Source organism: Streptomyces sp. NPDC126503 (assembly GCF_040302405.1).
GTDB lineage: Bacteria > Actinomycetota > Actinomycetes > Streptomycetales > Streptomycetaceae > Streptomyces > Streptomyces gulbargensis.
Genome location: NZ_JBEORS010000020.1, coordinates 45122 through 57005, shown reverse-complemented (window position 1 = coordinate 57005; position 11884 = coordinate 45122). Strand labels below are relative to the sequence as shown.

The following is an 11884-nucleotide window of genomic DNA, read 5'->3' as shown; positions in this document are numbered from 1 at the left end:
CGGCCTGGCAAGAGATCAAGAGGCAAGTTCTGTGAAGGCACACACCAAGTGGCTGACGGCCCCGCTCGCCGCCGGCCTGTCCGCCGCCCTCCTCAGCGGTTGCGGAACCGAACAGGGGGCGGGCGCCGACGGAGCCGGAGGCACCGTGCGCGTCGGCATGTCCGACGAGATCCTCGCGACCGACCCGGCCGCCGGTTACGACCCCGGCTCCTGGCTCCTGTTCAACAACGTCTTCCAGTCCCTGCTGGCCTTCCCCAAGGGCGCCTCCGTGCCGGAGCCCGAGGCCGCGGAGAAGTGCGGCTTCGCCGCCGGCAGCAAGGTCTACCGCTGCACCCTGCGCCCCGGCCTGAAGTTCTCCAACGGGAACCCGCTCACCTCTGAGGACGTCAAGTTCTCCTTCGAGCGCGCCCTCAAGATCGGCGCCCCCTCCGGCCCCACGCCCCTGCTCGCCACCATCGACCGGATCGAGACCCCGGACGAGCGGACCGTGGTCTTCCACCTCAAGGTGCCGGACGCCACCTTCCCCAGCAAGATCGCCTCCGGCGCCGGCTCCATCGTCGACCACCGCGAGTACCCGGCCGACGCCCTGCGCACCGACGGCAAGGCCGTCGGCTCCGGCCCGTACAAGCTCGACTCCTTCGGCGAGACCGAGGCCGTCTTCTCGCCCAACCCCGGCTACCAGGGCACCGCCAAGCCGAAGAACGGCGGCGTCACCCTCAAGCTCTACCAGGGCGACCGCACCGCCCTCTCCCGCGCCTTCGGCGCCGGCGAGATCGACGTCGCCTACCGAGGCCTCGCCGCCGACGACATAGCCACCCTGGAGGAGTCCGCCTCCACCGGCGACCAGGGCGTCGAGGTCGTCCAGGGCAGCAGCGCCGAGGTCCAGCACCTGGTCTTCAACATGAAGGACCCGGTCGCCGGCAAGCTCGCCGTCCGCAAGGCCATCGCCCACCTCGTCGACCGCGAGGCCCTCGTCCAGGACGTCTACAAGTCGACCGCCACCCCGCTCTACTCGATCGTCCCGGCGGGCATCGCGGGCCACAACACCGCCTTCTACGACACCTACGGCACTCCCGACGCCGCCAAGGCCCGCAAGGCGCTCCGCGACGGCGGCGTCACCGGCAAGGTCAAGCTCACCCTCTGGTCCACCCCCAGCCGCTACGGCCCGGCCACCGACCAGGAGCTCAAGGCCATCGCCGGCCAGCTCAACGCCAGCGGCCTCTTCGAGGCCGACGTCAAGTCCATCCCGTTCGAGCAGTACGAGAAGGACATCGCCGCCGGCAAGTACGGCGTCTACGTCAAGGGCTGGGTCCCGGACTACCCGGACGCCGACAACTTCACCGGCCCCTTCTTCGGCGAGGGCAACGTCCTCGGCAACCACTACGAGAACGCCGCCATCACCGGCAGCCTCATCCCGAAGACCTCCGCCGTCGCCGACCGCGCGGCCACGGCCGCCGAGTTCGGCCGGATCCAGGACCTCGTCGCCGAGGAGGTCCCGTTCCTCCCGCTCTGGCAGGGCAAGCAGTACGCCGTCGCCCGGGGCCAGATCACCGGCCTGGAGTGGACCCTCGACGCCTCGACCGTCTTCCGCTTCTGGGAGATCCGCAAGGGCTGACCCGTCCCGTACGACAGCAGGGGCCCGGCGCGCACCCCGCGCGCCGGGCCCCCGCTCGTCCGTCCCCGGGACGCGGCTACTGGCCGCCGCCCGGCCGGACCAGCCCGCTCTCGTACGCGTACACCGCCGCCTGCACCCGGTCGCGCAGACCCAGCTTCGTCAGCACGTGCCCCACATGGGTCTTCACCGTCGTCTCGCTCACGAACAGGTCCGCCGCGATCTCCGCGTTCGAAAGGCCCCGCGCCACCAGCTTCAGCACCTCCACCTCACGGTCCGTCAGGGTGGCCAGCGCGTCCGGCACCTGCTCCTCGCCGGTCGGCAGATGCGCCGAGTACTTGTCGAGCAGCCGGCGCGTGATCGACGGAGCGAGCATCGCCTCGCCCGCCGCCACCACCCGGATCGCCTGCACCAGCTCGTTCGCCGGGGCGTCCTTCAGCAGGAAACCGCTCGCCCCGGCCCGCAGCGCCTCCACCACGTACTCGTCCAGGTCGAAGGTGGTCAGCACCAGGACCTTCGCCGGACCCTCCCGGCCGGGCCCCGTGATCTGACGGGTCGCCTCCACCCCGTCCATCCGCGGCATCCGGATGTCCATCAGGACCACGTCCGGCTGGAGCGCCCGCACCTGGTCCAGGGCCTGGAGGCCGTCACCGGCCTCACCCACGACCGCGATGTCCTGCTCCGCCTCCAGGATCATGCGGAAGCCGGTACGCAGCAGGGGCTGATCGTCGACCAGGAGGACACGGATCGTCACAAGGGCTCCTTCACGGACGGGTACCGGCTGTCAGCCGGGCCGGGCTCAGGGCCCGGACGGGTCCCCGCCCATTCTGCCCTGCTCCGATCCGCCCGGCTCCGGCGGGCGCACGGAGGCGATCTCCAGCGGATACACCGGGGGGGTGCCCCCGAACTCCGGGCACAGGGCCCGGTGGTCGCACCAGCCGCACAGCTTCGTCGGCCGCGGCCGCCAGTCGCCCGTCTCCGTCGCCGTACGGATCGCGTCCCACAGCGCGTGCAGCTTCCGCTCCACCCGCAGCAGGTCCGCCTCCACCGGGTCGTACGTGAGGACGTCCCCGCTGCCCAGGTACACCAGCTGGAGCCGGCGCGGCACCACGCCCTTCAGCCGCCACACCACCAGCGCGTAGAAGGTCATCTGGAACAGCGCGCCCTCGCTGTACTCGGGCCGGGGCGCCTTCCCCGTCTTGTAGTCGACGATCCGCACCTCGCCCGAGGGCGCCACGTCCACCCGGTCGATCACCCCGCGCAGCCGCAGCCCGGACTCCAGCTCCGTCTCCACGAACAGCTCCCGCTCGGCCGGCTCCAGCCGCGTCGGGTCCTCCAGCGTGAACCACCGCTCGACCAGCCGCTCGGCCTCGCCGAGCCAGCCCGCCAGCCGCTCGCCCTCGGGGTCCTCCGCGAACAGCTCGGCCAGCTCCGGGCGCGAGGACAGCAGCCGGTCCCACTGGCCCGGGATCATCGCCTTGGCCCGCGGCACCGTCCGCTCCGCCGCCGGGTCGTCGAACAGGCGCTCAAGGACCGCGTGCACCAGCGTGCCGCGCGTCGCCGCGGCGCTGGGCTTCTCCGGCAGCCGGTCGATCACCCGGAACCGGTACAGCAGCGGACACTGCATGAAGTCGCTCGCCCGCGAGGGCGACAGCGACACGGGCGCCCGGGCCCCCGCCCGCCCGTCCGCCCCGGCCTCCGGTGCCCCGGCCGCCTCCGCGGCCGCTCCCGTACTCACCGACGGCACCGACGGCACCGACGGCCCGGGCACCCCCGGCACCGGCGCACCGGACGGCACGGGGAAGGCCCCCCGCTCCGCCGTCCCGGCGGCCACCGCCGGCTCCTGCTCGCTCGTACTCATGACGAAGACCCTACGACCCGCCACCGACAGCGAGCCGCATACCATCGACCTGGGACCCCGTCGCACTGCATGATCGACCCGTGACACAGCGACGCGGTCACGGCCCGCGACGAAAGGAACCCGTGAACCAGGACGAGCCCAAGCCGCAGCGGACCAAGGAGCCCGGAGGCGGGATCCTGATGGGCCGGCCCTTCGGCGTGCCCGTCTACGTCGCCCCCAGCTGGTTCCTCGTCGCCGCCCTCATCACCTGGGTCTTCGGCGACCAGATCGAGCGCGTCCTGCCCGAACTCGGAGCGGCCCGCTACCTGGTCTCCCTCTTCTTCGCCGTCGCCTTCTACGCCTCGGTCCTGGTCCACGAGCTCGCCCACACCCTCGCGGCGCTCCGCTTCCGGCTCCCCGTGCGCCGCATCCGGCTCCAGTTCTTCGGCGGCGTCTCCGAGATCGAGAAGGAGACCGAGACCCCCGGCCGCGAATTCGTCCTCGCCTTCGTCGGCCCGCTGCTCTCCCTTCTCCTCGCCGGTGTGTTCTACCTCTCCCTGTACGCCGTCGAGCCGGGCACCGTCCCCGGCGTCCTCCTCGCCGGCCTCATGATCTCCAACCTGATCGTCGCGATCTTCAACCTGCTCCCCGGCCTGCCCCTCGACGGCGGCCGCATGCTCCGCGCCGTCGTCTGGAAGATCACCGGCAAGCCCATGAGCGGCACCGTCGCCGCCGCCTGGGTCGGCCGCGCCCTCGCCGTCGGCGTGCTCGTCGGCGTCCCCCTCCTCACCCGCACCGGCCTCCTCGGCAACTCCACCGAGGACATCAGCGGCCTGGACACCGTCACCGACGCCCTCCTCGCCGCCATCCTGGCCGCCATCATCTGGACCGGCGCCGGCAACAGCCTCCGCATGGCCCGCCTCCGGGAGCACCTGCCCGAGCTCGCCGCCCGCAGCCTCACCCGCCGCGCCATCCCCGTCGAGCCCGCCACCCCGCTCTCCGAGGCCCTGCGCCGCGCCAACGACGCCGGCGCCCGCGCGCTGGTGCTCGTCGACGGCACCGGCGCCCCCACCGCCATCGTCCGCGAGGCCGCCATCGCCGCCGTGCCCCAGCACCGGCGCCCCTGGGTCGCCGTCAGCACCCTCGCCCAGGACCTCACCGACGGCATGCGCGTCCCCGCCGAACTCACCGGACAGCCCCTCCTCGACCACCTCCGCGCCTGCCCGGCCACCGAGTACCTGGTCGTCGAGGAGACCGGCGAGATCTACGGCGTCCTGTCCACCACCGACGTCGAGCGGGCCTTCGTCAAGGCCATGGCACGACCGTCCTCGTAAGCCCGGTACTCTGTTCACATGTCCGAACCGACCGGTGCCGCCCGCCGTCGCGGGCCCTTCAAGGTCGGGGACCAGGTCCAGCTCACCGACCCCAAGGGACGCCACTACACGTTCACGCTCGAGGCCGGGAAGAACTTCCACACCCACAAGGGTTCCTTCCCCCACGACGAGCTGATCGGTGCTCCCGAGGGCAGTGTTGTCCGTACCACGGGAAACGTCGCCTACCTCGCGCTGCGCCCCCTGCTCCCCGACTACGTCCTGTCCATGCCCCGCGGCGCCGCCGTGGTCTACCCGAAGGACGCGGGCCAGATCCTCGCCTTCGCCGACATCTTCCCCGGCGCGCGCGTCGTCGAGGCCGGCGTGGGCTCCGGATCGCTCAGCAGCTTCCTGCTCCGCGCCATCGGCGACAGCGGCATGCTGCACTCCTACGAGCGCCGCGAGGACTTCGCCGAGATCGCCAAGGGCAACGTCGAGCGCTACTTCGGCGGCCCGCACCCGGCCTGGCAGCTGACCGTCGGCGACCTCCAGGACAACCTGTCCGACACCGACGTCGACCGCGTCATCCTGGACATGCTCGCCCCCTGGGAGTGCCTGGAGGCCGTCTCCAAGGCCCTCGTCCCCGGCGGCATCCTCTGCTGCTACGTGGCGACCACCACCCAGCTCGCCCGCACCGTGGAGTCCATCCGCGAGTTCGGCTGCTACGCCGAGCCGCAGCCGTGGGAGTCCATGATCCGCAACTGGCACGTCGAGGGCCTGGCCGTCCGCCCCGATCACCGCATGATCGGCCACACCGGCTTCCTCGTCACCGCCCGCCGTCTCGCGGACGGGGTCGAGCCCCCGATGCGCCGCCGCCGCCCCGCCAAGGGCGCGTACGGCGAGGACTACGAAGGCCCCAACAAGGGCTGACGTCCCGACATCACCGGCACGCCGCCGCCCCGTTCCCGCCCCGCGCGCGGAACCGGGCGGCGGCGTCCCGCTGTTCGCCCCGGTGCGCCGACCCCGCCTGTTCCCTCCCCCTGTGACGTGTGGCACGATGCCCGCAACTCCCTCGGCACCACCTCACAGGAGACCCCTCGCGTGCAGCCCTCCGCCGCCCCGGACCCCGTGGACCTCGCGCACACCCACGCCCGGCCGGCGCACTGGCTGGCCACGGCCACCGCCACCGCCGCGGTCGTCGCCCTCGCGGGCCTCCTCCAGCCGGGCCCCGCGGGAGCCACCGCCACCGCCGGAGCGCCCGTCTCCGCCCGTCCCGCGCCCGCCCCCGCGGCCGCGGACGCCACCTTCCCCCTGGAGTGCGGACCGGCGGGCCGTACCGTCGTCGGCCGGCAGGCCGTCGGCGACCTCGACGGGGACGGAAACCCGGAGACCGTCGCGACCGCGCACTGCGAATCCGGCATCGGGACCCCGCCCGGCGGCCTCTACGTCCTGACCCGCGGCAAGGAGCCCGGCGCGCCCGCCCGCGTGGTGGCGACCCTCCTGGAGCCCCGCCTCCACCGGCACGTCACCGAGCTCGCGATCCGCGACGGGGCGGTCCGCGCCACCCTGCTCGGCTACTCGTCCCCCGACGTCCCGCGCTGCTGCCCCGACGAGAAGGAGCAGGTCGGCTGGGAGTGGCGGGGCGGCGTCTTCCTCCGTACCGCCCCCGCCGGCGCGGGCGCCTGACGCGTCACTCCGCGTCGGGGCCGTACACCTCCACCCGGTCCGCCACCCGGCGGACGTGGATGCAGTCGCCCGGGCACTCCTTCGCCGAGTCCACCACGTCCTGGAGGAGGGGCAGCGGCACCGGCGTGGTCGCCCCCGGCTCCTGCAGCAGCTCGTCGTCGGCGCTCTTCACATACGCGAGCCCGTCGATGTCGAGCTCGAAGACCTCGGGAGCGTACTGCGCGCAGATGCCGTCCCCCGTGCACAGGTCCTGGTCGATCCAGACCTCCAGCGCCTCTCCGGCGCCCACGGCCGGGGCCTCGTTCTGCACGGTCATGTCTCCTGCCGTTTCTGCTTCACGCGATAAGTCGGGCCACCTCTGACGGGTGTTGACCACTCACGACCATACAACCGCCCGCTTTCAGACGGTGAAGGGTGGGTATTCCCCATGACAAGAGGGGAAGCGCAAGGGTGAAGATCGGACACACCCCGGAGTCTTTTTGATCTAGGGGTTTCAATCACCACCCACGCAGGTAGGGTCAGGAAGCGTCCAGCTCCCCTTGGAGGAGGTGAGGACCGTGGCAGCCCACGACGACGACATCAACCGCGGCATCCGGCCGGGGCGGGGGTCTGAAGACCCCGCCGGCCAGGTTGCCTATCTCGAGCAGGAAATCGCCGTCCTGCGCCGCAAGCTCGCCGACTCTCCGCGTCACACGAGGATTCTCGAGGAGCGGATCGTCGAGCTGCAGACGAACCTGGCCGGCGTGTCCGCGCAGAACGAGCGGCTCGCCAGTACGCTCCGTGAGGCCCGCGACCAGATCGTGGCCCTCAAGGAGGAGGTCGACCGGCTCGCCCAGCCGCCGGCCGGCTTCGGGGTGTTCCTGCAGGCGAACGCGGACGGTACGTGCGACATCTTCACCGGGGGCCGCAAGCTCCGGGTGAACGTGAGCCCCAGCGTCGAGCTCGACGAGCTCAAGCGGGGGCAGGAAGTCATGCTCAACGAGGCGCTCAACGTGGTCGAGGCCATGGAGTTCGAGCGCGCCGGGGACATCGTCACCCTCAAGGAGATCCTCGAGGACGGCGAGCGCGCCCTGGTGATCGGGCACACCGACGAGGAGCGGGTGGTGAGGCTCGCCGAGCCTCTGCTGGACGTCACCATCCGCCCCGGCGACGCCCTGCTGCTCGACCCCAGGTCCGGCTACGTCTACGAGGTGGTCCCCAAGAGCGAGGTCGAGGAGCTCGTTCTGGAGGAGGTCCCGGACGTCGACTACGACAAGATCGGCGGCCTGGGCAACCAGATCGAACTGATCCGCGACGCGGTCGAGCTCCCCTACCTCCACCCGGACCTCTTCAAGGAGCACGAACTGCGGCCGCCGAAGGGCATCCTGCTCTACGGTCCGCCCGGCTGCGGCAAGACGCTGATCGCCAAGGCCGTGGCCAACTCCCTGGCCAAGAAGGTCGCCGAGGTGACCGGTCAGCCCGCGGGGAAGTCGTACTTCCTCAACATCAAGGGCCCCGAGCTCCTCAACAAGTACGTCGGTGAGACCGAGCGGCACATCCGCCTCGTCTTCCAGCGTGCGCGGGAGAAGGCGAGCGAGGGCACCCCCGTGATCGTCTTCTTCGACGAGATGGAATCCCTCTTCCGCACCCGCGGCTCCGGTGTCAGCTCGGACGTGGAGAACACCATCGTCCCCCAGCTGCTCGCCGAGATCGACGGTGTGGAGGGCCTGGAGAACGTCATCGTCATCGGCGCCTCCAACCGCGAGGACATGATCGACCCCGCGATCCTGCGGCCCGGCCGGCTCGACGTCAAGATCAAGATCGAGCGTCCGGACGCGGAGGCCGCCAAGGACATCTTCGCGAAGTACCTCACGCCGAATCTGCCGCTCCACGCGGACGACGTCTCCGAGCACAGCGGTTCCAAGGCGGCCGCGGCGCACGGAATGATCCAGTCCGTCGTCGAGCAGATGTACGCGGAATCCGAGGAGAACCGGTTCCTCGAAGTCACGTACGCCAACGGCGACAAGGAAGTCCTGTACTTCAAGGACTTCAACTCCGGCGCCATGATCCAGAACATCGTGGACCGGGCCAAGAAGATGGCCATCAAGGCCTTCCTCGACCACAACCAGAAGGGCATCCGGGTCTCCCACCTCCTCCAGGCGTGCGTGGACGAGTTCAAGGAGAACGAGGACCTGCCCAACACGACCAACCCCGACGACTGGGCCCGTATCTCCGGAAAGAAGGGCGAGCGGATCGTCTTCATCCGCACCCTCGTCACCGGAAAGCAGGGCGCGGACACCGGGCGCTCCATCGACACGGTGGCCAACACCGGTCAGTACCTGTAGGAACGCGCGCCGGCTGCGGATGTCCGGAAAGCGGGCATCCGCAGCCGGCGCGTTCCACCCGGAAATTCCTCCCGGCAGCACCGGGAAATACCGCAAGTGATCTCCCCACCAGCGCGGAGCCGATCTAGGCTCATCGGTACCGCCGAGACGCGCACAGTGAGCGCCGCCGGGCAAGGAGGGCCGCATGACCGTACGGCGAGTAATGGGCATCGAGACGGAGTACGGGATCTCCGTCCCCGGACACCCGAACGCCAATGCCATGCTCACCTCGTCCCAGATCGTCAACGCCTACGCGGCCGCGATGCACCGGGCGCGCCGCGCCCGCTGGGACTTCGAGGAGGAGAACCCGCTGCGGGACGCCCGCGGCTTCGACCTCGCCCGCGAGGCCGCCGACTCCAGTCAGCTCACCGACGAGGACATCGGCCTGGCCAACGTGATCCTCACCAACGGGGCCCGGCTCTACGTGGACCACGCCCACCCCGAGTACAGCGCCCCCGAGGTCACCAATCCCCGTGACGCCGTCCTCTGGGACAAGGCCGGCGAGCGGATCATGGCCGAGGCCGCCGAGCGGGCCGCCCAGCTCCCCGGCGCCCAGCCGATCCACCTCTACAAGAACAACACCGACAACAAGGGCGCCTCCTACGGCACGCACGAGAACTACCTGATGAAGCGGGAGACCCCCTTCTCGGACATCGTGCGCCACCTGACGCCCTTCTTCGTCTCCCGCCAGGTGGTGACCGGCGCCGGCCGGGTCGGCATCGGCCAGGACGGCCGCGAGCACGGCTTCCAGATCAGCCAGCGCGCGGACTACTTCGAGGTCGAGGTCGGCCTGGAGACCACCCTCAAGCGCCCCATCATCAACACCCGGGACGAGCCGCACGCCGACGCCGAGAAGTACCGGCGCCTGCACGTGATCATCGGCGACGCCAACCTCTCCGAGATCTCGACCTACCTCAAGCTGGGCACGACCTCGCTGGTGCTGTCCATGATCGAGGACGGGTTCATCACCGTCGACCTCGCCGTCGACCAGCCGGTCCGCACCCTCCACGAGGTCTCCCACGACCCCTCGCTCCAGTACCTCGTCACGCTGCGCAGCGGCCGCACACTCACCGCGGTCCAGTTGCAGATGGAGTACTTCGAGCTGGCCAGGAAGTACGTGGAGGAACGGTACGGCGCGGACGCCGACGAGCAGACCAAGGACGTCCTCAGCCGCTGGGAGGACACCCTCACCCGGCTCGAGAACGACCCCATGAGCCTGGCCGGCGAACTCGACTGGATCGCCAAGCGGGAGGTCATGGAGGGCTACCGGCGGCGCGACGACCTCGACTGGGACGCGGCCCGGCTTCACCTGGTGGACCTCCAGTACGCGGACGTGCGCCCCGACAAGGGCCTCTACAACCGTCTGGTGGCCCGCGGCCGCATGAAGCGGCTCCTGGACGAGGCCGAGGTCGAGCGGGCCGAGACGGCCCCGCCGGAGGACACCCGGGCGTACTTCCGGGGCCGCTGCCTGGAGCAGTACGCCGACGACGTCGCCGCGGCCTCCTGGGACTCGGTGATCTTCGACCTGCCGGGCCGGGACTCCCTCCAGCGCGTGCCGACCCTGGAACCGCTGCGCGGCACCAAGGAGCACGTGAAGGCGCTCCTCGACCGCTGCCGCACGGCCGAGGAACTGGTGCGCGTGCTTTCCGGGGGCTGATTCGTGACCGGAATGCGCGCCTGAAATGGCCGGGCACCGGGAATCATGGGAACAGTGCCCGGCCGCGGGAAGAAGCCGCGGGAGAAAAACGGAAATCGAGGGGCCGATGTCAGACCCGGCTAGTAGGGTCTGATCTTGTACGGACTCAACCGAGCGGGCCGATTTCGAGCGGGGTGAGGGATATGGCGACCAAGGACACCGGCGGCGGACAGCAGAAGGCGACGCGTTCCACGGAGGAGGTCGAGGAGACCACCACGGAGGCGAGCTCCGACCTCAAGGAACGCCAGGAGAAGCTCAACGAGGACGTGGACTCCGTCCTGGACGAGATCGACGACGTGCTCGAGGAGAACGCCGAGGACTTCGTGCGTTCCTTCGTCCAGAAGGGCGGCGAGTAGCCGCTCCCGCCCTCGTCGTCCTCCGTCCCCGGAGCCCCGGAAGAAGCCGTGGGCCCGGGGACGGATGACACGCCGTGCTACGGGTAAGGTCCGTGCACAGCAAGCAAGATCGGCCCGCGTGTCCCACGGCGGGTCTCTCCCACCCGGAAGGAATCGCGTGGAAGCCAACCCTCGTAGCATCGGGCGTCTGCCGGCGGCCTTCCTGACGCCGGGCTCGTCCTCGTTCATGGACTTCCTGTCGAACCACTCGCCCGACCTGCTCCCCGGCAACCGGAAGCTGCCGGAGGGGATCGTCGAGGCGCCCCACGGCACCACCATCGTGGCCGCGACGTTCCCGGGGGGCGTCGTGCTCGCGGGTGACCGGCGGGCCACCATGGGCAACATGATCGCCCAGCGCGACATCGAGAAGGTCTTCCCGGCCGACGAGTTCTCCGCGGTCGGCATCGCCGGCACCGCGGGTCTCGCGGTCGAGATGGTGAAGCTGTTCCAGCTGGAGCTGGAGCACTTCGAGAAGGTGGAGGGCGCCACGCTCTCCCTGGAGGGCAAGGCGAACCGTCTCTCCACCATGATCCGCAGCAACCTCGGCATGGCCATGCAGGGTCTCGCCGTCGTCCCGCTCTTCGCGGGCTGGGACGAGGCCCGGGAGAAGGGCCGCATCTTCTCCTACGACGTGACCGGCGGCCGCTCCGAGGAGCACGGCTTCGCCGCCACCGGCTCGGGCTCCATCTTCGCGCGCGGCTCGATGAAGAAGCTCTACCGCGAGGACCTGACCGAGGAGCAGGCCACCACCCTGGTCGTCCAGGCGCTGTACGACGCGGCGGACGACGACTCGGCGACCGGCGGCCCCGACCTGGCCCGGCGCATCTTCCCGATCGTCACCGTCATCACCGAGGAGGGCTTCCGCAGGCTCACGGAGGAGGAGTCCTCCGCGCTGGCCCGATCGGTCACCGAGCGGCGCCTGGAGCAGCCCGACGGCCCGCGCGCGGCCCTGCTCTGACCCGTCGTCGCCCGTAGCAGCCCT

General features: G+C 70.8%; 11 protein-coding genes. 8 read left to right on the top strand and 3 right to left on the bottom strand.

The genetic code is table 11. The features are described 5' to 3' along the window. Window positions 1-31: 31 nt before the first annotated feature. Window positions 32-1615: an ABC transporter substrate-binding protein gene (locus ABTY40_RS23650; RefSeq protein ID WP_352061347.1), complete on the top strand. Its 1584-nt coding sequence runs from the start codon at window positions 32-34 to the stop codon at window positions 1613-1615. 76 nt (window positions 1616-1691) lie between these two features. On the opposite strand, the gene ABTY40_RS23645 is transcribed toward ABTY40_RS23650, so the two are convergent. Next, window positions 1692-2366, bottom strand: a complete 675-nt coding sequence (locus ABTY40_RS23645) for a response regulator (RefSeq protein ID WP_345282449.1) — start codon at window positions 2364-2366, stop codon at window positions 1692-1694. 45 nt (window positions 2367-2411) lie between these two features. After that, window positions 2412-3518 (bottom strand): RecB family exonuclease, encoded by a 1107-nt coding sequence (locus ABTY40_RS23640; RefSeq protein ID WP_502990654.1) that lies wholly within the window; start codon window positions 3516-3518, stop codon window positions 2412-2414. On the opposite strand from ABTY40_RS23640, the gene ABTY40_RS23635 reads away from it, so the two are divergent. From ABTY40_RS23635 to ABTY40_RS23625, 3 genes are all read left to right on the top strand, one after another. Continuing rightward, on the top strand, window positions 3512-4786 hold the full coding sequence (locus ABTY40_RS23635; RefSeq protein WP_502990656.1) for a site-2 protease family protein: 1275 nt from the start codon (window positions 3512-3514) through the stop codon (window positions 4784-4786). The genes ABTY40_RS23640 and ABTY40_RS23635 overlap by 7 nt on opposite strands. A gap of 18 nt (window positions 4787-4804) precedes the next feature. After that, complete coding sequence (locus ABTY40_RS23630) at window positions 4805-5692, top strand: tRNA (adenine-N1)-methyltransferase (RefSeq protein ID WP_019884997.1); 888 nt, start codon at window positions 4805-4807, stop codon at window positions 5690-5692. A gap of 171 nt (window positions 5693-5863) precedes the next feature. Further along, a complete protein-coding gene (locus ABTY40_RS23625; RefSeq protein WP_352061344.1) occupies window positions 5864-6448 on the top strand; it encodes a hypothetical protein in 585 nt (194 codons plus the stop codon). Between the two features lie 4 nt (window positions 6449-6452). Here the strand turns inward: ABTY40_RS23625 and ABTY40_RS23620 are convergent, their stop codons facing one another. Next, on the bottom strand, window positions 6453-6764 hold the full coding sequence (locus ABTY40_RS23620; RefSeq protein ID WP_345282442.1) for a ferredoxin: 312 nt from the start codon (window positions 6762-6764) through the stop codon (window positions 6453-6455). A gap of 241 nt (window positions 6765-7005) precedes the next feature. Here ABTY40_RS23620 and arc point away from each other — a divergent pair, with 241 nt between their 5' ends. The 4 genes from arc (at window position 7006) to prcB (ending at window position 11860) form a co-directional block, all read left to right on the top strand. Next, window positions 7006-8772 (top strand): proteasome ATPase, encoded by a 1767-nt coding sequence (gene arc / locus ABTY40_RS23615; protein ID WP_352061343.1) that lies wholly within the window; start codon window positions 7006-7008, stop codon window positions 8770-8772. 184 nt (window positions 8773-8956) lie between these two features. Continuing rightward, complete coding sequence (dop, locus tag ABTY40_RS23610; protein ID WP_309049599.1) at window positions 8957-10468, top strand: depupylase/deamidase Dop; 1512 nt, start codon at window positions 8957-8959, stop codon at window positions 10466-10468. 182 nt (window positions 10469-10650) lie between these two features. After that, window positions 10651-10863, top strand: a complete 213-nt coding sequence (locus tag ABTY40_RS23605) for a ubiquitin-like protein Pup (protein ID WP_309049600.1) — start codon at window positions 10651-10653, stop codon at window positions 10861-10863. A 157-nt stretch (window positions 10864-11020) separates the two neighbouring features. Then, window positions 11021-11860, top strand: coding sequence for a proteasome subunit beta (gene prcB / locus ABTY40_RS23600; protein ID WP_352061342.1), 840 nt, complete (start codon window positions 11021-11023; stop codon window positions 11858-11860). Window positions 11861-11884 lie beyond the last annotated feature (24 nt).

Bases quoted from the DNA above. Each gene is read 5' to 3' on its own strand.
- ABTY40_RS23640 (WP_502990654.1), bottom strand. From the start codon at position 3,518: ATGGTATGCGGCTCGCTGTCGGTGGCGGGTCGTAGGGTCTTCGTCATG.
- dop (WP_309049599.1), top strand. From the start codon at position 8,957: ATGACCGTACGGCGAGTAATGGGCATCGAGACGGAGTACGGGATCTCC.
- ABTY40_RS23605 (WP_309049600.1), top strand. From the start codon at position 10,651: ATGGCGACCAAGGACACCGGCGGCGGACAGCAGAAGGCGACGCGTTCC.
- ABTY40_RS23620 (WP_345282442.1), bottom strand. From the start codon at position 6,764: ATGACCGTGCAGAACGAGGCCCCGGCCGTGGGCGCCGGAGAGGCGCTG.
- ABTY40_RS23630 (WP_019884997.1), top strand. From the start codon at position 4,805: ATGTCCGAACCGACCGGTGCCGCCCGCCGTCGCGGGCCCTTCAAGGTC.